The sequence below is a fragment of the Kocuria oxytropis genome (assembly GCF_040981195.1).
In the GTDB taxonomy this organism is placed as follows: domain Bacteria; phylum Actinomycetota; class Actinomycetes; order Actinomycetales; family Micrococcaceae; genus Kocuria; species Kocuria oxytropis.
In genome coordinates this window covers 119,403-139,199 of record NZ_JAVFXA010000002.1, presented here as the reverse complement: position 1 = coordinate 139,199, position 19,797 = coordinate 119,403, and the positions used below count along the sequence as shown (strand labels likewise).

At 75.2% G+C, this 19,797-nt stretch carries 15 protein-coding genes and 1 tRNA gene; 5 read left to right on the top strand and 11 right to left on the bottom strand.

The window, feature by feature from the left end:
• Positions 1–24 precede the first annotated feature (24 nt).
• From QYM41_RS03045 to QYM41_RS03030, 4 genes are read right to left on the bottom strand one after another with little or no spacing between them, the layout of a single operon-like run.
• A complete protein-coding gene (locus QYM41_RS03045; RefSeq protein ID WP_368798259.1) occupies positions 25–1,086 on the bottom strand; it encodes a uroporphyrinogen decarboxylase/cobalamine-independent methonine synthase family protein in 1,062 nt (353 codons plus the stop codon).
• On the bottom strand, positions 1,083–1,484 hold the full coding sequence (locus QYM41_RS03040; protein WP_368798258.1) for a chorismate mutase: 402 nt from the start codon (positions 1,482–1,484) through the stop codon (positions 1,083–1,085). The genes QYM41_RS03045 and QYM41_RS03040 overlap by 4 nt, the downstream gene beginning before the upstream one ends.
• 10 nt (positions 1,485–1,494) lie before the next feature.
• Complete coding sequence (mnmA, locus tag QYM41_RS03035) at positions 1,495–2,691, bottom strand: tRNA 2-thiouridine(34) synthase MnmA (RefSeq protein ID WP_368798257.1); 1,197 nt, start codon at positions 2,689–2,691, stop codon at positions 1,495–1,497.
• Between the two features lie 42 nt (positions 2,692–2,733).
• On the bottom strand, positions 2,734–3,981 hold the full coding sequence (locus tag QYM41_RS03030) for a cysteine desulfurase family protein (protein WP_368798256.1): 1,248 nt from the start codon (positions 3,979–3,981) through the stop codon (positions 2,734–2,736).
• A 58-nt stretch (positions 3,982–4,039) separates the two neighbouring features.
• Between QYM41_RS03030 and QYM41_RS03025 the strand changes: the two genes are divergently transcribed.
• Positions 4,040–4,507, top strand: a complete 468-nt coding sequence (locus tag QYM41_RS03025; RefSeq protein ID WP_368798255.1) for a tRNA (cytidine(34)-2'-O)-methyltransferase — start codon at positions 4,040–4,042, stop codon at positions 4,505–4,507.
• Between the two features lie 68 nt (positions 4,508–4,575).
• On the opposite strand, the gene QYM41_RS03020 is transcribed toward QYM41_RS03025, so the two are convergent.
• Positions 4,576–6,018 (bottom strand): S1C family serine protease, encoded by a 1,443-nt coding sequence (locus tag QYM41_RS03020; RefSeq protein ID WP_368798254.1) that lies wholly within the window; start codon positions 6,016–6,018, stop codon positions 4,576–4,578.
• A gap of 278 nt (positions 6,019–6,296) precedes the next feature.
• On the opposite strand from QYM41_RS03020, the gene QYM41_RS03015 reads away from it, so the two are divergent.
• Entirely contained in the window at positions 6,297–8,339 is a 2,043-nt protein-coding gene (locus tag QYM41_RS03015; protein ID WP_368798253.1) for a TPM domain-containing protein, read from the top strand.
• A gap of 134 nt (positions 8,340–8,473) precedes the next feature.
• Positions 8,474–9,217: a PspA/IM30 family protein gene (locus QYM41_RS03010; protein ID WP_368798252.1), complete on the top strand. Its 744-nt coding sequence runs from the start codon at positions 8,474–8,476 to the stop codon at positions 9,215–9,217.
• 117 nt (positions 9,218–9,334) lie between these two features.
• On the opposite strand, the gene QYM41_RS03005 is transcribed toward QYM41_RS03010, so the two are convergent.
• From QYM41_RS03005 to QYM41_RS02995, 3 genes are all read right to left on the bottom strand, one after another.
• A tRNA-Met gene (locus QYM41_RS03005) sits at positions 9,335–9,411 on the bottom strand.
• 46 nt (positions 9,412–9,457) lie between these two features.
• Positions 9,458–12,349 carry a UPF0182 family membrane protein gene (locus tag QYM41_RS03000; protein ID WP_368798251.1) on the bottom strand — a complete coding sequence of 964 codons (2,892 nt, stop codon included), beginning with the start codon at positions 12,347–12,349 and terminating at the stop codon, positions 9,458–9,460.
• 244 nt (positions 12,350–12,593) lie between these two features.
• Entirely contained in the window at positions 12,594–13,673 is a 1,080-nt protein-coding gene (locus tag QYM41_RS02995; RefSeq protein WP_368798250.1) for a YlbL family protein, read from the bottom strand.
• A gap of 214 nt (positions 13,674–13,887) precedes the next feature.
• Between QYM41_RS02995 and QYM41_RS02990 the strand changes: the two genes are divergently transcribed.
• Positions 13,888–15,303: a zinc-dependent metalloprotease gene (locus QYM41_RS02990; protein ID WP_368798249.1), complete on the top strand. Its 1,416-nt coding sequence runs from the start codon at positions 13,888–13,890 to the stop codon at positions 15,301–15,303.
• On the opposite strand, the gene QYM41_RS02985 is transcribed toward QYM41_RS02990, so the two are convergent.
• Positions 15,234–15,842 carry a M48 metallopeptidase family protein gene (locus QYM41_RS02985; RefSeq protein ID WP_368798248.1) on the bottom strand — a complete coding sequence of 203 codons (609 nt, stop codon included), beginning with the start codon at positions 15,840–15,842 and terminating at the stop codon, positions 15,234–15,236. The genes QYM41_RS02990 and QYM41_RS02985 overlap by 70 nt on opposite strands.
• Positions 15,843–16,004: 162 nt before the next feature.
• Here QYM41_RS02985 and QYM41_RS02980 point away from each other — a divergent pair, with 162 nt between their 5' ends.
• Positions 16,005–16,811: a hypothetical protein gene (locus QYM41_RS02980; RefSeq protein ID WP_368798247.1), complete on the top strand. Its 807-nt coding sequence runs from the start codon at positions 16,005–16,007 to the stop codon at positions 16,809–16,811.
• Here the strand turns inward: QYM41_RS02980 and QYM41_RS02975 are convergent.
• Complete coding sequence (locus QYM41_RS02975) at positions 16,802–18,631, bottom strand: ATP-dependent helicase (protein WP_438612539.1); 1,830 nt, start codon at positions 18,629–18,631, stop codon at positions 16,802–16,804. The genes QYM41_RS02980 and QYM41_RS02975 overlap by 10 nt on opposite strands.
• Positions 18,628–19,713 (bottom strand): NAD(+) diphosphatase, encoded by a 1,086-nt coding sequence (gene nudC / locus QYM41_RS02970; RefSeq protein WP_368798245.1) that lies wholly within the window; start codon positions 19,711–19,713, stop codon positions 18,628–18,630. The genes QYM41_RS02975 and nudC overlap by 4 nt, the downstream gene beginning before the upstream one ends.
• Positions 19,714–19,797: the final 84 nt, after the last annotated feature.

Here is a 19,797-nt window from a genome sequence, read left to right as displayed (position 1 = left end):
TGTCGGTCCGCGGGGCGGGCCCGGTCAGTCCTCGGCGGCGGTCCGGGCCAGCGCCGCGGCGGTCCCGGTGACCCGTTCGAGGACCTCCCGCAGCTCGGCGGGGCCCAGGGCGTCGAGCTCCTCGCGCGGGGTGATCCTGACCGCGTCGAGGGCGGCGCCCGGCAGCCCGAGGTCGCGCCACACGGACCACACGCCCGCGGCGAGGGCACGGGACCCGGCCGCTGCGGCGGCCGGCACGGGGACGAGGCCCAGCCACAGCTGGAGGCCCTCCTCGACGAGCGCGGCGAGGGGCTCCCACTCGTGCGCCGAACCGGCGGGCGCCGGCACCTGCACGGCGTCCGCACCGGCCTCCCGCGCGAGCCGGGGGTCGACCCCGGGGGGCAGGCTCAGGACCACCCCGGCGGCACCGGCCTCGCGGCAGGCCGCGGCCACGGTGCTGAGCGACCTGCGGACCTCCGCCGCCGGGACCGCCCGCAGCGTCCGGTAGCCGCTCATCGTGGGCAGGGCGCCGGCGAGCACCCGGGCGAGCTCGGGCTCGTCCAGCTGGACGAGCACGTCCCGTCCGGGCGCCGCGGCGCGCACCGCCCGGACGTGCTCGCGGATCCCCGAGGCCAGGGAGTCGGCGATGTCGCGGCGGGCGCCGTGGTCCTTGAGCGCCCGCTCCCCGGCGTGCAGGTGGAGCCCCGCCGCCAGGCTGAGCGGACCGACCAGCTGGGTCTTGACCGGCGCGTCGTCCGGTCCGCTCTCGGCGCCGATCACGTCGGCCAGGACGTTGACGTCACCGGCCAGCAGCGCCCGGGCGGCGCGGGAGTCCTTGCCGGGGACCCCGGACACGCGCAGCCCGTGCGGCTGCTGGTCCGCGTGCAGCTCGTCGAGCACCGCGGCCGTGCGGGCCAGGGGCTGGGCGGCCGCGCCGCGGGCGGGCAGGGCGGGCAGGAAGGAGATGTGGGGGGCGCCGAGCTCGCCCCGCAGCAGCGTGACGGACTCGAGGACGTCCGTGCCGGGCATCGTGCCGAGGGCGGTGCCCACGACGCCGGGGACGTCGGGGTCGGCGCGCCGGGGGCGGTCCGGGACGTGGCGCGTCACGAGCGGTCGTCGTCCGTCCGCCGGTGGTCCTCGGAGAGGGCCACGTGGTGGCGGATGACCTCGCTGATGATGAAGTTCAGGAACTTCTCCGCGAACTCGGGGTCCAGCTGGGCGGAGGCCGCGAGCGCGCGGAGCCGGCCGATCTGGGCGGACTCGCGGTCCGGGTCGCCGGCGGGCAGGCCGTGGGTGGCCTTGAGGACGCCCACGCGCTGGGTGGCCTTGAAGCGCTCGGCGAGCAGGTGCACCAGGGCCGCGTCGATGTTGTCGATGGTGCCGCGGATGGACTGCAGCTCGTCGAGCACGCGGGGGTCCGCCCGGCCCTGGAGCGAGGACGCGGTGGCGTCGAAGTCCTGGTGGGCCCGGACGTCGGCGGAGGCGTGGGGGTGCGGTGCGCTCATGCCGGCCAGTCTATCGGGCGGGCCCGGAGCGGCCGGCCAGGTCGGGACGGGCCAGCGAGTGGGCGCGGTCCACCGTGGCCTGCCCGAGGACCCGGGTGCCCTGGTAGAGCACGACGGACTGGCCGGGGGCCACGCCGCGCATCGGCTCCTCGAGGCGGACCACGAGCTCGGGCACCGGGTCCCCGCCGGGCCCCTCGACGAGCTCGAGGCGGGCCCGGGCCGGGACGGGGTCCCCGTGCGCCCGGACCTGGGCGAGGACGGGGAAGCCGGCGGACACCGTCCCGGCCTCGGCGCCGGGACGCAGCAGCGGCGCCGCCTCGGGCACGGGCTCCCCCGCCCAGGAGGGGCGGATCCCGCGCAGCTCGTCGACCGCCAGCATGGCCTCCGGGCCCACCACCACCTCGTTGGTCCGCGGCCGGATCTCCAGCACGAAGCGCGGCTTGCCGTCGGGGGCCGGGGTGCCGATCCGCAGGCCCTTGCGCTGGCCCACGGTGAAGGCGTTGGCGCCGGGGTGGGTGCCGACCACGCGTCCGTCCACGTCCTTGATCTGTCCCTCGGTCATCTCGATGCGCTCCGCGAGCCAGCCGCGGGTGTCGCCGTCGGGGATGAAGCAGATGTCGTGGGAGTCGGGCTTGCTCGCCACGGACAGTCCGCGGCGGGCCGCCTCGGCCCGGACCTCGGCCTTGGAGGGGGTCCGGGCCAGCGGGAGCAGCACGTGCTCGAGCTGCTCGGCCGTGAGCACGCCCAGGACGTAGGACTGGTCCTTGGCCCAGTCCGCCGCCCGGTGCAGCTCACGCCGGCCGTCGGGGAGCTCGAGGACCTCGGCGTAGTGGCCGGTGCACACGGCGTCGAAGCCGAGGGCGAGGGCCTTGTCGAGGAGGGCGGCGAACTTGATCTTCTCGTTGCAGCGCAGGCACGGGTTGGGCGTGCGCCCGGCCGCGTACTCCGCCACGAAGTCGTCCACGACGTCGGCCTGGAACCGCTCGGAGAAGTCCCACACGTAGTACGGGATGCCCAGGACGTCGGCGGCGCGCCACGCGTCCCGGGAGTCCTCGATCGTGCAGCAGCCGCGGGAGCCGGTGCGCAGGGTGCCGGGCGAGCGCGAGAGCGCCAGGTGCACGCCCGTCACCTCGTGGCCGGCGTCGACGGCGCGGGCCGCCGCCACGGCCGAGTCGACGCCGCCGCTCATGGCTGCCAGTACTCGCACGGTGAGATCGTCTCCAGGGGTCGGGGGTGGTGGTCCGTGTCCTCAACGGGGCGCGGCGGGACGGTATTCCCCGCCGGCCCGGTGCCCGGCCGGCGCCGCGCCCGAGAGCCCGGCGCGCAGCGCCCGCCGGTGGACCTCGGGCAGCGCGGCGAGCAGGGCGTCGACGTCGTCGGCGGTGCTGGTGCGGCCCAGGGTGAAGCGCTGCGCGCCGCGGGCGGTGGCCTCGTCCAGGCCCATGGCCAGCAGCACGGAGGACGCACGGGGCACGCCCGCGTGGCAGGCCGACCCGGTGGAGGAGGCGATCCCGGCGCCGTCCAGCAGGAACAGCAGGGAGTCCCCCTCGCACCCGGGGAACGTGAAGTGGGCGTTGCCGGGCAGCCGCGTGCCGGTGTGCTCCCGGTCCTCGGGCCCCCGCAGGACGGCGTCGGGCACGACCCGGCGCACCCCGTCCACCAGCCGGTCCCGCAGCCCGGCGAGGCGCTCCGCCTCCGTCTCCCGCTCCGCGGCGGCCTCCCGCGCCGCCGCGCCGAACCCCGCGAGCGCGGCGGCGTCGAGGGTGCCCGAGCGCACCGTGCGCTCCTGGCCGCCGCCGTGCTGGACGGGCGCCAGCCCCACGGTGCGCCCGGCCACGAGGGCCCCGGCGCCCACGGGGCCGCCCAGCTTGTGGGCCGAGACGGCCAGGGTGGTCAGCCCGGGCAGGTGGGCGTCGACGGGCAGGGAGCCGAAGGCCTGCACGGCGTCGCAGTGGAAGGGGACCTTGAACTCCTCCGCGAGCGCGGCGAGCTCCGCGACGGGCTGGACGGCGCCCACCTCGTTGTTCGCCCACATGACGGTCAGCAGCGCGGTGGCCCCGGGCTCGCGCTCCAGTTCCTCGCGCACGGCGGCCGGGTCCACCCGGCCGGTCCCGTCGACGGGCAGCCAGACGGCCTCGGCGCCCTCGTGGGCGGCCAGCCACTCGACGGTCTCGGCCACGGCGGCGTGCTCCACCGAGGACGCGAGGACGCGCCGGCGGCGGGGGTCCTGCGCGCGCCGGTGCCGGTACAGGCCCTGCACGGCCAGGTTGTCGGCCTCGGTGCCCCCGGAGGTGAACACCACCTCGACGGGGTCCGCGCCCAGCGCGGCCGCGACCTCGTCGCGGGCCTGCTCCACGACGGCGCGCGCCGCGCGCCCGGTGCGGTGCAGGGAGGACGGGTTGCCGCCGCGCGCGAGCTGCTCGGCCACCGCGGCGAGCGCGGACGGGCGCAGGGGCGCGGTGGCGGCGTGGTCGAGGTAGACGGACTCGTGCGGCACGCCCGCCAGTCTAGGCGCCCGGCCCGGGCGCGTGCCCGGCCTCCGTAGACTGGCGGGCATGCTCCGCATCCTCTTCCACACCCCCGAGATCCCGGGCAACACCGGCAACGCCATCCGTCTCGCCGCGGTCACCGGGGCCGAGCTGCACCTCGTGGAGCCGCTGGGCTTCGACTTCGGCGACGCCCACCTGCGCCGGGCGGGCCTCGACTACCACGACCTCGCGGTGCTGACCGTCCACCCCGACCTGGACGCGGCCTGGACCGCCCTGGCCCCCGAGCGGGTGTGGGCGTTCACCACCGACGGGGAGCTCGCGCACACGGACGTGGCCTACCGCCCCGGCGACGTGCTGCTGTTCGGCCCCGAGTCGGTGGGGCTGCCCGCCGCCGTGAAGGCGGACCCGCACGTCACCGCGCGGGTCCGCATCCCCATGCTGCCGGCGCGCCGGTCGCTGAACCTGGCGAACTCGGCGTCCATCGCCGTGTACGAGGCGTGGCGCCAGCTGGGCTTCGCGGGCGCCACCGGCTGAGCGCGGGCGCCGCGGCCGGGGCTCCCCGGCCCGTCGCCGGCTGCTGCTCACCGGCTGCTGCTCACCGGCTACTGCTCGTCGGCGTCGCCCACCGTGACCTCCACGGTGCGCTCCTGGCCGTTGCGCACGACCGTCATCGTCCCGGTGCCGCCGGCGGGCAGCTCCCGCACCGCCGCCGTCAGGGAGGCGGCGTCCTGGATGCGGTGGCCGTTGAACTCCGTGATGACGTCGTCCACCTCCAGGCCCGCGTCGTCGGCCGGCGAACCGGGCACCACCTGCTCCACGGCGGCGCCGTCGGAGAAGGCCTGGCTCCGGCCGTCCGCGCCCGGCGCGGCGCTCACGCTCGTGCCGAGGTAGCCGTGCGTGGCCCGGCCGTTGTCGATGATCTCCTGGGCCACCCGCTTCGCGGTGTCGACCGGGATCGAGAAGCCCACGCCGATGTTGCCGGCCTCGGCGCCGGAGCCGGCCGAGGCGATGGCCACGTTGATCCCGATCACCTCGCCGTCCGTGCCGATCAGCGGTCCGCCCGAGTTGCCCGGGTTGATGGCGGCGTCGGTCTGGATCACGTTGAGGAACACCGACGGCGCGGACGCCTGCGAGCGGCCGCCGGAGCCGCCGTCCTCGTCGGGGAAGTTGAAGAAGAAGTCGCTGCCGTCGCCGCGCTGGTCGCTCTCCCCCTCGGACGGCGTGCTCGGGGCGGCGGAGGAGGCCACGGTGATGGTCCGGTTGAGGGTGGAGACGATCCCGTCGGTCACCGTGCCGGCCAGGCCCAGCGGCGCGCCGATGGCGATGGCCGTGTCCCCCACGTTCACGTCGTCCAGCGAGCCGAGCGTCGCCGGGGTCAGGCCCGGGGCGTCGACCTTCAGCACCGCGAGGTCGGACAGCGGGTCCGTGCCGACGACCTCGGCCGGCAGCACCCGGCCGTCGTCGAGCTGCACCTCGAGGGTCGGGCTGCTCGTGGTGCCGTCGAGGGTCACGACGTGCGTGTTGGTCAGGATGTGCCCCTCGTCATCGATGATCACCCCGGAGCCGGAGCCGTTCTGGCCGCCGCCGGACGCGGAGATCGTCACCACGGACGGGGACGCCTTCACGGCCGCCGCGGTGACCGCGTTCACCTCGTCCTGATCGTTGACGATGATCGAGCTGGTCGTGGACCCGCCCGCCGCCGGGGCCGTGCCGCCGCCGTCCAGCAGGGCGTCCGTGCCCACGGCCGCCCCCGCCCCGATGAGTCCGGCCAGGACCATGCCCGTCACGAGCGAGCCCCCGGAGAAGCGGCGCCGCTGCCGGGGACCCGCCGGGGCCCCGCTCCACGGCCCGCCCGGAGCGGGCTCCCCGGCGCCCTGCCACGCCCCGGAGCCGGGGCCCCGGTCGCCGCCGTGCCAGGCCCCCGTGGGCGCGTCCCGTCCGGCGGCCGGCGCCCACGGGTCGTGGACGGGACGCCCGCCGACCGGCGGGAGAGGCTGGGTGAGCTGCGGGTCGGCGCCGGATCGGGGGTCGCGGGAATCGGACATGGGGGTCTCCTCCTGGGGACGGACGGGCCCGGCGGATCCCGGTGCGGCCGGGACGGCGCGGGCGGCTCTGACGCCCAGTATCCCCGTCCGCACTGAGACGACGCTGAGAAACCTGGCCGCGCCCCGGACGTCGACCGGACAGACGCCGGGGGTCCGCCGGACGTCCGGCGCGTCACGGACCGTCCCGGGGGTTCGCCCTGCGCGTAGGGACCGCGGCGGTCGTCCCGCCGCGGAACCCCCGCCCTAGAATCGGGAGCACCGACCACGTGAGGGAGATCATGCACTGGCGCCCCATTGCCCGCAGGACCGTCGCCGGCTGCGGCCTGACGCTCACCCTGTTCCTGCCCGCCGGTGCCGCTGCCGCCCAGCCGCCCGTGGACGTCCCCCCGGGCGAACGGATCGTCGACGAGGCGGGGGTCCTGGACGACCCCGCGGCGCTGGCCGCCGACGTGCGCGAGCTCGCCACCCAGGAGGGCATCACGCTGACCGCCGTCTTCGTGGACTCCTTCACCGACCCCGCGGATCCCGACGCCTGGCTGCAGGAGTTCGCCGCGGTCAACGACCTCGGCAGCTCCGACGCGGTGCTGGTGGTCGCGACCGAGGACCGGCAGCAGCGGTTCTCCGCGAACTCGGCCGGCCCCCTGAGCACCGAGCAGCAGGAGCGCATCAACCGCCGGTACATCACCCCGGCGCTCGCGGCCGACGACTGGGACGGCGCGGTCGAGGGCGCGGTCGAGGGCATCGAGGCGGAGCTCTCCGGCGCCCCCGCCGGGGACGGGGACAGCTCCGACGGGGGCGGCGCGGGGTTCGGCCTGCTCGGCCTCGGGGCCCTCGGGCTCGGCGGGCTGGCGGTCTACGGCTGGGCCGCCCGCAACAAGAAGCGCCGGCAGCGCGGGGACGCCCCGTCCGGCGGGACCGGCGACCGGGACGGTCCGCGGGGTGCCGGGAGCCGCGTCCCGGACGTCCCCGTGCCGGAGCTGCGCAAGCGGGCCGGTGAGCTGCTCGTGGCCACCGACAACGCCATCCAGCACTCCGAGCAGGAGCTGGCCTTCGCGCAGCTGCAGTACGGCGACGCGGAGGTCGAGCCGTTCCGCCGCGCCGTGCAGGACGCCAAGAAGCACATGCAGGCCTCGTTCGCCCTCCAGCAGCAGCTCGAGGACCACATCCCCGACACCGAGGAGCAGCAGCGGGCCTGGCTCGGCGAGATCATCGCCCGCTCCCAGGACGCCCAGCGTCCGCTCCGGGAGCACCAGGAGGCGTTCAGCGCGCTGCGCCGGCTGGAGTCCCGGGCTCCTGAGGCCCTCGAGGACGTCCGGCGCCACGCCGAGGCCGTGCGCCCCCGCTTCGCCGCGGCCGAGGACCGGCTCCGGGAGCTGACCGTCCGCTACGACGACACCGCCCTCGCGCCCGTCAAGGACAACATCGGCCAGGCCCGGGACCGGCTCGAGTTCGCGGACACCGCCGTGGCGGAGGCCCGCACCGAACTGGCGGCGGGGCGCACGAGCGAGGCCGTGCTGGACGTCCGCGCCGCGGAGGAGGGCGTGGGACAGGCCGGCGGCCTGCTCGACGCCGTGGAGCACGCGGCCACCGAGCTCGCCCACGCGGAGGAGTCCCTGAGGGACGCCGTGACCATCGCCCAGCGGGACGTCGCCGAGGCGGACGCCCTCGTCCGCCGGGGCTCCAACCCGGAGCTCGCGGGAGCGGTCGCCGGCGTCGCCGCCGTCCTGCGGACCGTCGAGGAGCAGATGGGAGCGGGCCGGATCGACCCGCTCGGCCTGAGCCGGCGGCTGGCGGTGGCCAAGGACGAGCTCGACAAGGGGCTCGCCTCGGTGCGCTCCCAGAACGACCGCGACCGCTCCGCGCGGGAGACCCTGGCGCACACCCTCGTCTCCGCGCAGGCCCAGCTGAGCTCGGCGAGCGAGTACATCTGGGCCCGCCGCGGCGGTGTCGGCCCCGAGGCGCGCACCCGGCTCGCGGAGGCCGAGCGCCATCTCGAGGCCGCCCAGCAGGCCCGGAGGTCGAACCCCTCCGAGGCGCTCACCAGCGCCAACGAGGCCGTCCGGCTCGCCGGCGAGGCCCAGTACATCGCGCAGCGGGACGTCGAGTCCTTCTCCCCCGGCGGCTTCGGCGGGCCCTCGGGCCCGTTCGGCCACCGCGGCCGCTCCGACAACGGACTCGGGGGCGCGATGCTCGGCGGGATCCTGCTCGGCTCGATCCTCAACAGCGGTGGCGGCTTCGGCGGGGGCGGCTTCGGCGGCAGCTTCGGCGGCGGATTCGGCGGCGGTGGCGGCTTCGGCGGCGGCATCGGAGGCAGCTTCTGAGCCCGCCCGCCGGGCGCCCGGTGCCGGGGCACCGGGCCCGCGCACCCGCCCGGCCGGACCGCCCGCCCCGGCCCCACGTCCGTCCCACGGTCCCGGGAGGCCCTCCCGGGACGCACCAGAGGAGAGAAGGAACCATGATCAAGCAGTCCATCTTCGGCCGCATCGCCCAGCTCGCGAAGGCCAACATCAACGCCATGATCGACGCCGCCGAGGACCCGCAGCTCATGCTGGACCAGATGGTGCGCGACTACACCGAGAACATCCGGGAGGCCGAGGCCGCCGTCGCCCAGACCATCGGCAGTCTCCGCCTGCTCGAGCAGGACCACGCCGAGGACGTGCGCGAGGCCCAGGAGTGGGGCAACAAGGCGCTGGCCGCGTCCAACAGGGCGGAGGAGTTCCGCGGGGCCGGCAGGGCCACCGAGGCCCAGCGGTTCGACGACCTCGCCAAGGTCGCCCTCCAGCGCCAGATCCAGTACGAGACGGAGGCCCGCGGCGCCGAGCCGCAGATCCAGTCCCAGACCGAGGTCGTGGACAAGCTCAAGGACGGGCTGAACCGGATGCGGGGCAAGCTCCAGGAGCTCTCCAGCAAGCGCGACGAGCTCAACGCCCGGCAGAAGACGGTCCAGGCGCAGTCGCAGGTCCAGGACGCGCTGAAGGCCTTCGACGTGCTCGACCCCACGAGCGAGGTGTCGCGGTTCGAGGACAAGATCCGCCGCGAGGAGGCCCGCGTGCTCGGCCAGCAGGAGCTCGCCGCGTCCTCCCTGGACGCCCAGTTCGAGTCCCTCGAGGCCCTCGGCCAGCAGAGCGAGATCGAGGCGCGGCTCGCGGCCCTGAAGTCCCGCAGCGCCGAGCGGATCGTCTCCTCCGAAGAGGTCTGACTGCCCCTCCCCGGGCGCGGGAGAGCCCCCACGGCCACGGCCGTGGGGGCTCTCCCGCGCTCGGGTCCTCCGGGTACGACGAAGGCCCCCGGACCGTGACGGTCCGGGGGCCTTCCGTGGTTGCGGGGGCAAGATTTGAACTTGCGACCTCTGGGTTATGAGCCCAGCGAGCTACCGAACTGCTCCACCCCGCGGCGACATGTACGACTATACGTGCCGCGGGGTGGACCCGCAAATCGGCTACCCGGCGGGCTGCTCCGCCGGCTCCTCGGGGGCCAGGGCGCCCTCGGCCTCGGGGGCGATGACGCCGTCCGCCTCGAGCGCGCGCTCGATGGCGTCCTGGAGCCGCTGCTGGGCCTCGCCGTACGACGTCCAGTCGCCCTCCTGCAGGGCCGTCTCGGACTCCTGGATCGCCGTGTTGGCGTCCCGCAGGGCGTCCTCGAGGCTCCCGCCGCCGGCCGGGGCCCCTTCCCCGCCGCCGTCCGGGCTGCCGGCCTCGGCGTCCTCGACGCCGGCGCCGGAGGACGTCTGCGCACCGGAGTCGCCCTGGAAGACCTCGTCGAGGGCCTCCTCCAGGGTCGGGGCGAAGCCGACCTCCTCGCCGAAGCCGACGAGCACTCGCCGCAGCGTCGGGTAGGCCGCGTCGCCCGAGGACTGGACGTAGACGGGCTGGACGTAGAGCATGCCTCCGCCCGCGGGCAGCGTGAGCAGGTTGCCGTTGATCACCTCGGAGGCGCCCTGGCGCAGCAGGTTCAGCTCCGTCGAGACGTCCGTGTCCGAGTTGAACAGGTTCTGCGCCTGACCGGGACCCGGCACCACGGAGGACCGCGGCAGCTCGAGGAGGCGCAGGGTGCCGTACTCGTCGCTCTTGACCCCGTCCTCGCCGGTCCCGGCGTCCGAGTTGGCGGACAGGTACCCGTACATCACGTTGCGGGTGTTGCCCGTCTCGGACTGCTGCGGGATGAAGGAGGTGGTGAGGGAGAAGTTGGCCTCGTCCTCCCCGGGCATCCGCATCGAGAGGTAGTACGGGGGCAGGGCCACGTCGGTGTCCTGCGTGGGGTCGTTGGGCACGGACCAGACGTCGTCGTTCGCGTAGAAGCTGTTCGCGTCGGTGACGTGGTAGCGGTTGAGCAGCTCCCGCTGGACCTTGAACATGTCCTGCGGGTACCGCACGTGCGCCATGAGCTCCGCGGACATCTCGGAGTAGGGCTTCAGCGTGTTCGGGAAGACGTTCTGCCACGCCTTCAGCACCGGGTCCTGGTCGTCCCACGCGTACAGGTTCACGGTGCCGTCGTAGGCGTTGACCGTGGCCTTGACCGAGTTGCGGATGTAGTTCACGCGCTCCGGCGGCAGGGTCGCGGCGGCGCCCTGGGCCGTCTGCGTGTCCTGCGTGGCCTCCTGCAGCACCGACGGCGTGGAGTACGGGTAGGCGTCCGAGGTGGTGTAGGCGTCCACGATCCACTGGACCTGGCCGTCGATGATGGCCGGGTACGGGGCGCCGTCGACCGTCAGGTACGGGGCGACCTTCTCGATCCGCTCGCGCGGGTCCCGGTCGTAGAGGATCTGCGACTCCGGGCGCACGGCGTCCGAGAGGAGCATGTCCGAGGACTGGAACTTGATCGAGTACGCCAGGCGGTTGAAGAAGTTGCCGATGCTGGGCCCACCCTCGCCGGCGAACGTGGTCTTGGCGTCGCCCGCCTGGTCACCGGCCGTCTGCGGACGGTCCAGCTCGAGCGGCTCGTCGCCCTCGGCGCCGCCGACGATCGAGTACAGCGGGGAGTTCTCCCCGAAGTAGATGCGCGGCTCGTAGTCGTCCGAGATCACGCCCCGGGACGGGATCCCGGCCTGCATGAACTGCGGCTTGCCGTCGACCTCCACCCGGTTGCCGTAGGCGGCGACCACGCCGTAGCCGTGGGTGTAGACCACGTGCTGGTTGAACCAGCCCTGGTTCTGGTCGGGGTTCAGCTCACGGGTGGCGATGACGGTGTCCTGGACCTCGCCGTCGATCTCGTAGCGGTCCACGTTGAGGGTGTCCGGGAACTGGTAGTACGGGCGGAACTGCTGCAGCTGGGAGAACGCCGCGGAGACCACGTTGGGGTCCAGCAGGCGGATGTTCGACGTCGTCTCGGTGTCCTGGCGCAGGGCTCCCTGCTCGGTCTCCGTGGTGGCGTCGTACGGCATCACCTCGGCGGCGTCCAGCCCGTAGGCCGAGCGCGTGAGGTCGATGTTGCGCTGGATGTACTGGTTCTCCAGGGCCTGCTCCGTGGGCGTGACCTGGAACCGCTGCACGATCCAGGGGTAGATCCCGCCGGCCACCACCGCGACCACGAGCAGCATGGCGGTGCCGATCACCGGCAGCCGCCAGCGGCCGATGAAGGACGCCACGACGAACAGGATGGCCACGATCAGCGCGGCCGCCGCGAGGATCGCCTTGGTGGGGATCACGGCGTTGACGTCGGTGTACAGGGCGCCCGTCCACGACCCCGAGGAGGACTGCAGCGTGGAGTACCGGTCCAGCCAGAAGTTCGCGGCCTGCAGCAGCAGGAACAGCGCCGCCAGCACGCCCAGGTGCACGCGCGAGGCCCGGGTGGTGCTGAGCCCCCGCTCGGTGATCCGGATGCCCCCGTAGACGTAGTGCATGAGGATCCCGGCCACACCGGCCAGCAGGACCGCCGAGACGAGGAAGCCGATGAGGAAGCGCAGGAACGGGAGGGTGAAGACGTAGAAGCCGAGGTCCAGGCCGAACTGCGGGTCCTCCTGGCCGAACGGCTCCTGGTTGAGGAACAGCAGCACCGTGTCCCACTGGGTCATCGCCGTGCTCGCCGCGAAGAGCCCGAAGAGCACGGGGACGACCACCATGACGATCTTGCGGACCGGCTCCAGGGCCTCCTGGTAGCGGCGCAGGTTGTCGTCCACGATGGACTCGGCCGTGATCGGCCGGTGCCGGTAGGCCAGGAAGAGGCTGGCGAACATCAGCGCCGCCACGAGCACGGCCGCCACCGTGAAGATCACGATCTTCGTCACGTTCTCCGTGACGAACACGCTGAGGTAGCCCAGCTGGTCGTACCACAGGACGTCCGTGTAGAGCTGCGTCAGTCCCACGAAGGCGGCCACGAGGACCAGGACGACCACGACCGTCGGCCACAGCGCACCCCGTTTCCGCCGCTGTCCTGCGGGCTGCTGCCTCGGTGGTCGGGGGGCTGTGGGTCCGGCGGTCACTGGTTACCTCTGCAATCGGCGTCGTTCGTCAGGTGTGGTGCGTGAACTCGTGGGGTGCGGGATGCTGCGGGGAGGGGCACCCCCGGAGGGGCGCCGGGGCACCCCGCCCATTCTGCCCGCGGGCTTCTCGGGGGTGCAATCGTGCACACGGCGGCGGTCATGGTGCCGCGCACGCCGGCAGTGCCGAGAGGTCCCCGCCGTCCCCGACGGCCCTGGCGGCGGTCACGGCGTCGTCGAGGGTGCGCACGGACACGACGGTCAGACCGTCGGGGACGTGGCCCTGCGCCTCGGCACAGTTGTCCTCCGGGGCGAGGAAGACCTCCGCGCCGGCCGCCGCGGCGCCCTCGAGCTTCTGCCGGATGCCGCCGATGGGCCCCACCTCCCCGTCCGGGGTGATGGTGCCGGTCCCGGCCACGTGCCGGTCCCCGGCGATCGAGCCCGGGGTCAGCTCGTCGACGATCCCCAGGGCGAGCATCAGTCCCGCGCTGGGCCCGCCGACCTCGTCGAGCTCGAAGGCCACGTCGATCGGGAACTCGTAGGCGGGCAGGAGGTACACGCCGAGCTGCCAGTGCCCCGACTCCTCGTCGCGCACGGTGTCCACCTCGACCTCCCGCGACGTGCCGCCGCGCTCGACCTGCAGGGTGACCCCCCGCTCCCCCGCCTCGTCGAGGGCCGACTTGAGGGACGGCAGCGAGGAGACGGGCCGCCCGTCCACGCCGCGCAGGACGTCGCCCTGCTCGAGCACGCCCTCCGCGGGGCCGCCCGGCACGGTGCCCTGCACCGAGAGCCGGGTGCCGAAGTCCTGGTCCAGGTGCGTCAGCGCCGCCGCGATGGAGTCCTCCTGCGAGGTGCTCATGGCCATCATGCTGTGCTGGGCGGCCTCCTCGTCGGAGACGTCGCGGGGGTAGAGGGTGGCGGCCGGCACCACGGAGGCGGAGGGGTCCAGCCAGGACCCCAGGACGGTGAGGACGGTGACGTTCTTGTCGGGCCCCCCGGTGACGTAGACGGTGGTCAGGTCCAGGACGGACTCGCTCGGGTAGGTCGGGGCCCCGGAGACCCCCAGGAGCTGCCGGCCGTCGTGCTCCCCCACCGTGTTGAACGTGGGCCCGGGCGCCTCGATCACGAACGGGGCGGGCAGCACCGACCCGGCCAGCAGCAGCCCGGCGGAGCCCAGCAGCGCCCAGGACTCGAGGCCGCGGCGGCGCAGGGCGCGGCGCTGGCGGGGGGATGCGGTCACGGGCGGTCCTCGGCGTCGTCGTCGGTGGGACCGGACGGCGGCTGGGCTGTCCGGTCCGGACGGTCCACCTTATCGCGCGGGACCCGCCCTGAGCTTCCAGCGAACTGGGAGTTGGCTCATGGTCGGCCCCGTCCGGTGCTCGCTAGGCTGGGCGCAGAGACGTCGGGCGCCCGTGCCGCCCGATCCCCCGACCCGACCGAAGAACGGTGGACCCATGACTCCCCAGCCTCCCCACGACCGCCCCGGGAACACCCCCGGCGACGGCTCCGGCGACGACCCGAAGGACCCGTTCCAGGAGATGCTCGAGCGTCTCATGGGGCAGAGCGGGATGAGCCCCGAGGACCTCCAGCGCGCGGGCATGCCGGTGGACCCGCAGGCGATGTCGATGATGTTCCAGCAGATCCAGTCCATGATGGGCGCCGGGGCCTCCGAGGGGCCCGTCAACTGGAAGCTCGCCCACGACCACGCCCGGAGGATCGCCGCCGAGGGCGGCGACCCGTCCGTCACCCCCGCCCAGCGCGGGGCGGTGGAGGACGCGATGCGCCTCGCCGAGCTGTGGCTCGCCGACCACACCGAGTTCGGCCAGCCCGCGATCCTGCCGCAGGCCTGGTCCCGCGCGGAGTGGATCGAGGCCACCCAGCAGACCTGGAAGGACATGACGGGCCCGGTCGCGGAGTCCGTGACGAAGGCCCTCACGGACGCCCTCACCCAGCAGCTGCCCCCCGAGCTCTCCGCCATGATGGGCGGGGCCTCCGGGATGCTCGCCGGCGCGGGCGGGATGCTGTTCGGGATCCAGCTGGGCCAGGCCATCGGCGGGCTGTCCCGCGAGGTGCTGTGCTCCACCGACATCGGCCTGCCCCTGGCGGAGGGCCGCTCCGGGCTGCTGCCCGCGAGCATCCGGGAGTTCGGGGAGGGCCTGGACATCCCGGCGCAGGAGATCATGCTCTACGTGGCCGTGCGCGAGGCCGCCCACGTCCGCCTGTTCGCGGCGAACCCGTGGCTGCGCCGGCACGTCCTGGAGCTCGTCCAGCGCTTCTCCGCGGGGATCCACATCGACATGGCCCGCATCGAGGAGGCCGCCCGGGACATCGACCCGATGGACCCCTCCAGCATGCAGGAGGCCCTGTCCTCCGGGATCTTCGCCCCGCAGCAGACGCCGGACCAGCAGGCCACGCTCAAGCGGCTCGAGACGGTGCTCGCCCTCGTGGAGGGCTGGGTGCACGTGGTGACCGTGGCCTCGACCGCGAACCTGCCGTCCGCGGACGCCCTGTCCGAGACCGTCCGCCGCCGCCGCGCCTCCGGCGGGCCCGCCGAGCACGCGTTCGGCTCCCTCGTGGGCCTGGAGCTGCGCCCGCGCCGGCTGCGCGAGGCGGCACAGTTCTGGGAGTACGTCGGCGAGCGCCGCGGGGTGCAGGACCGCGACGGCCTGTGGGACGCCGCGGAGCTGCTGCCCACCGACGAGGACCTGGACGACCCCGCCGGCTTCTCCGAGCGCCGCGGGCTGCTCACGGCCTCCGAGGACGAGGTCGACGCCGCGCTCCAGCGGCTGCTCTCCGGCGGCTACGAGGGGGACGGCGGTCCCGGGCGACCGGAGGACGGCGACCCGCAGGACGGGGACGGCTCCCGCTGATCCGCCCCGGCGGCGTGCCGGTGCGCCCAGGCGGCCCCGTCCAGGAAGGCCCGGGCCCTCTCGGCGAGCGGGTACCGGGCCTCGAGCTCCCGGAACCGGGGGCTGTGGTCGGCCTCGAGCAGGTGCGCGAGCTCGTGCACCAGCACGAAGTCCAGCACCCAGTCCGGGGCGTCCTGGAGCTGGGCCGAGATCCGGATGACGCCGGTGGCGGGGGTCGCCGATCCCCACCGGCTCTGCTGCCGGCCGGACCACCGCACGTCGGAGGGCCGGGCGCGGCCGTCGAGGTGGCGCCGCGACAGCTCCTGGGCCCGCCGCAGGAGCCGGTCGTCGGAGCGCCGCTCGGCGCCCCGGGCGGCCTCGCGGCGGCGGCGCTCCACGACCCGGGGCACCAGCTCCCGGGTCCAGTGCTCGATCTCCCGGCGGGTGGCCGCCTGGGGCACCGAGAGCACCACCGTGTCCTCGCTCCAGTGGGCGGACACGGTCTTGCGCCGGCGGGCGGAGCGGCGCACGACGACCTCGGGCTGTGACGGGACGGGCATGGGGCCATTGAACACGTCGCGGGCGCGGTCCGCGACACGGCGACGGCGGCGTGTGCACGGCCCGGCCCCGTGGACTGTGCACGGGCCGCCGCGGGGCGCGCCGGGGGCCCGGTCCGGGAGACAGTGACGTGGTCCCCGTCCCCGTGTCCCGGAAGGCCTCCCGTGCCCACCGCCCCTGTGCCCGGCCCCCGGCAGGAGTCCCGCCGGGGGCCGGAGCTGCTCCTGTCCTGTCTCGAGCGCCCCCGCCCCGACGAGGTGCACGTCCTGCTGCTGGGCCTGGACGGTCTCGCGGCGGCCCTCGCCGTGCGCCTGCTGCGCTGCGGCGTGCTGGCCCTCAACGTCAACGACCCCGCGCCCGTGACGGCCGCCGACCTCGGGACCGGTGCGTACCGGCCCGCCGACGTCGGCCGCCCCCGGGAGGCGGCCCTGCGCCGGCGGCTGCGGGAGCTCGACGCCCGGTGCGCGCCGGTCAGCGCGCCGCAGCTGTTCCCCGGCCCCCTGCTCCCGGGCACCGTGGTGGTCCGCAGCCTGGGGCCCCCGCCGGCCGCCGACCTGGCCCTGCCCGGGACGGCGGAGCCGTGGGGAGGGGTCGACCCCCGTCACCCCCTGGTGTCGCTGCACCGTGCCGGCGGCGTGCTGCTGCGCTGGCCCACCGTGCCCTGGGCGCACCGCCCCTGCCCGGACTGCGTGCGCGCGACCCTCGGGGCCGTGGGGACCGGCCCGGGCCCGCACGGCCCCGAGGCCGTCCTCACGGCGTGGGCGGCGACGGCGCACGCGGAGGCCGTGGCGGTCCGCCTGGCCGTCGAGGTGCTCGCGGTGGCCCTGGTCTCGCTGGACGAGGGCAGCGGACCGGCGGCGGACGGCGACGGCGCGCGGCACGCGGTCCTCTTCGCCCCGCCCTGGCCGGACCCGGTGGCGTCGCTCGAGCCGGACCGGAGCCGGTGCCTGTGCGGGATCGATCAGGAGTGAGCGCGGGCGCCCCGCGGGCGGGACCGGCCCGGGGCCGGGCGCACCCCGTCCGTGCCGCGCAGGGCCTCGAGGAACCGCGAGGCCTTGCGCGTGGGCCGCCCGCCCGGGGTGCGGGACAGGGTCCACGAGAGCACCAGGTGCTCCCGGGCCCGCGTGATGCCCACGTACAGCAGGCGGCGCTCCTCGTCGATCTCGTCCGCGGTCTCCGCGAAGCCGATCGGCATCAGCCCCTCGCTGAGGCCGGCCAGGAACACGGCGTCCCACTCCAGGCCCTTGGCCGAGTGCAGGGAGGCCAGGGTGACCCCGTTCATCACGGGAGCGTCCTGCTGGGCCGTCCGCCGCTCGAGCTCCGCGGCGAGGGCGGGCAGCAGGAACGTCTCCCCGCGCTGCGCGGCCTCCGCCGCCATCCGGTCGGCGAGGGAGACGAGGGCGGCCAGCGACTCCCACCGCTCGCGCACCGCGCCGGTGGAGCGCGGCGCCCGGTCCGAGTAGCCCAGCGAGGAGAGGATGTCGCGCACCAGGCGCGTCGGATCGTCGGTGTCCTCGGCGGCCCGTGCCGCCGTGCGCAGCTGGACCACGGCCTGCTTGACCTCGGGCCGGTTGAAGAACCGTTCCGTGCCGCGCAGCTGGAAGCCGATGCCGGCCTCCGCGAGCGCGGTCTCGAAGGCCTGCGACTGCCCGTTGGTGCGGAAGAGCACGGCGATCTCGGCGGCGGGCACGCCGTCGTCGATCAGGTCCTGGATGCGCGCGGCCGTCCCCGCCGCCTCGGCCTCGTCGTCCGCGTACTCGGTCCAGGACGGGGGCGGCCCGTCCGGGCGCTGCGCCACGAGGCGCAGCGGGGTGGCCCAGGCGCCGGGGGTCGAGTCCCGCGCCGGCCGGCGGGCCGCGAGCAGGCGGTTGGCGGTCTCCACGACCTGCGGGGTGGAGCGGTAGTCGCGCACGAGCTCGATCACCCGCGCCTGCGGGTGCCGCGCCGGGAACTCGAGCAGGTGCCGGGAGGTCGCCCCCGTGAAGGAGTAGATCGTCTGGGAGGCGTCGCCGACGACGCAGACGTCGTCCCGGCCGCCCAGCCAGGCGTCGAGCAGGCGCTGCTGCAGGGGGGAGACGTCCTGGTACTCGTCGACGACGAAGTGCCGGTACTGCTCGCGCACGGTCGCGGCGACCCGCTCGTCCTCCTCGAGCACCGCCACCGTGAGCAGCAGGACGTCCTCGAAGTCGATGAGGTGCCGGTCGGTCTTGAGCTCCTCGTAGGACTGGTACAGGCGCTGGACCGTGCGCACGTCGTAGTTGAGCGGCATGTCCCTCCCGGCGGCCCGCGCCGGGTAGGTGTCGGGGGTCAGCATCGAGACCTTCGCCCACTCGATCTCGGCGGCGAGGTCCCGCACCGCCGCCCGGTCCGTGGACAGGCGCATGTTCTGGGCGGCCTCCGTGATCAGCCGCGCCTTGTGCTCCACGAGCCCCGGCAGGGGTCCGCCCACGGCCTGGGGCCAGAAGTACTGCAGCTGGCGCAGGGCGGCGGCGTGGAACGTGCGCGTCTGGACCCCCGCGGCGCCGAGGCCGCGCAGCCGGTTGCGCATCTCGTTGGCGGCCCGGGCCGTAAACGTCAGGGCCAGCACCTTCTGCGGGGTGTAGACGCCCGTGGCGATGCCGTAGGCGATCCGGTGGGTGATGGCCCGGGTCTTGCCCGTGCCGGCGCCCGCGAGCACGCACACCGGTCCGCGCAGCGTGGTGGCGACCTCCCGCTGCTCGGGGTCCAGGCCGGCGAGGATCCGCTCCTCCAGGGGCGTCTCCACGTCCGCGGCGGTCTCGCCCCCGCTCACCACGCGGTCTCCGGCAGGTCCTCGCCGAGCCAGTGCGCGATGAGCGCGTGCGCGATGGAGACCCGGCCGGGCAGGGTCACCGATCCGGTGCGCGCCGCCTCCCGCAGCTCGTCCCGCGTGAACCAGCGCAGCTCCAGGATCTCCTGGCCGTCCGGGACCGCCGCGCCGGCCTGCACCACGGCGCGGCAGCCGAGCATCAGGGAGCGCGGGAAGGGCCACGGCTGCGAGCCCAGGTACTGCACGTCCCCCACGGTCAGCCCGGCCTCCTCGGCGACCTCGCGCACCACGGCCTGCTCGAGGGACTCCCCCGGCTCCACGAACCCGGCGAGGGTCGAGAACCGGTTGCCCTTCCACAGCGCGGAACGGCCCAGGAGCAGCCGCTCCCGCTCCGGATCCGGGTGGCCGTCGCTCACCGCCACGATGATCGCGGGGTCGGTGCGCGGGAAGTGCAGGGAGTCGTCGTTGCGGCACTGCCGGGCCCACCCGGAGCGGATCACCTCGGTGGGCTCGCCGCACTGCGGGCACCGGGGGTGGTCGCGGTGCCACAGGCCCACGGACTGGGCGGTCACGAGCAGCGAGGTGTCCTCCGCCGGGAGCACCGGGCCCAGCTCGCGCAGGCCGGCCCAGCGCAGCTGCGCGCCGTCGCGGTCCGCGGCGAACGCGGTGACGGCCGCCACCAGGGGTTCGGGCACGGCGAAGGGCTCCGCGGCGGCGTCCTCCCGTCCGGGCTCCGGGGCGGCGACGGCCCGCAGCAGGACCCGGGGGCCCCGGGTCCCGTCGGCGCCGGGAAGCCGGCCGAGATAGACCTCCGGCCGGCGGGGGTCGTGGGGCGCCGCGGGCAGCTCGGCGGCCGGCACCAGCAGGAGGGAGTCCCCGGTCACGGGGGCGAGCCCGCCGGCGAGCACGAGCACGAGCGTGGTGGGGTCCTGGGCGGCGAGCACGCGCACGTCGTGGAGCTCGCGGTCGACGGCGTCCCGGTCGAAGGCCGTCGCCGCGAACGGGAGACGGGCCGGGGCGAGACGCTCGGGGGCGGGCACGGGGCGGGAGCCGGGGACGGGCTCGGGAAGGCTGGAGGCGGGCACGTCTCCACTGTAGCGACCCGCCGGGGACCCGGGGCCGGCGGGTGGGGACGGGGCGGCCCGCCCCGCCTCTTGTAGGGTGGACGC

Coding starts and splice junctions, on each gene's coding strand:
- QYM41_RS03010 (WP_368798252.1), top strand. CDS start 8,474: ATGATCAAGCAGTCCATCTTCGGCCGCATCGCCCAGCTCGCGAAGGCC.
- QYM41_RS02990 (WP_368798249.1), top strand. CDS start 13,888: ATGACTCCCCAGCCTCCCCACGACCGCCCCGGGAACACCCCCGGCGAC.
- QYM41_RS03025 (WP_368798255.1), top strand. CDS start 4,040: ATGCTCCGCATCCTCTTCCACACCCCCGAGATCCCGGGCAACACCGGC.
- QYM41_RS03040 (WP_368798258.1), bottom strand. CDS start 1,484: ATGAGCGCACCGCACCCCCACGCCTCCGCCGACGTCCGGGCCCACCAG.
- QYM41_RS03020 (WP_368798254.1), bottom strand. CDS start 6,018: ATGTCCGATTCCCGCGACCCCCGATCCGGCGCCGACCCGCAGCTCACC.
- QYM41_RS03015 (WP_368798253.1), top strand. CDS start 6,297: ATGCACTGGCGCCCCATTGCCCGCAGGACCGTCGCCGGCTGCGGCCTG.
- QYM41_RS02985 (WP_368798248.1), bottom strand. CDS start 15,842: ATGCCCGTCCCGTCACAGCCCGAGGTCGTCGTGCGCCGCTCCGCCCGC.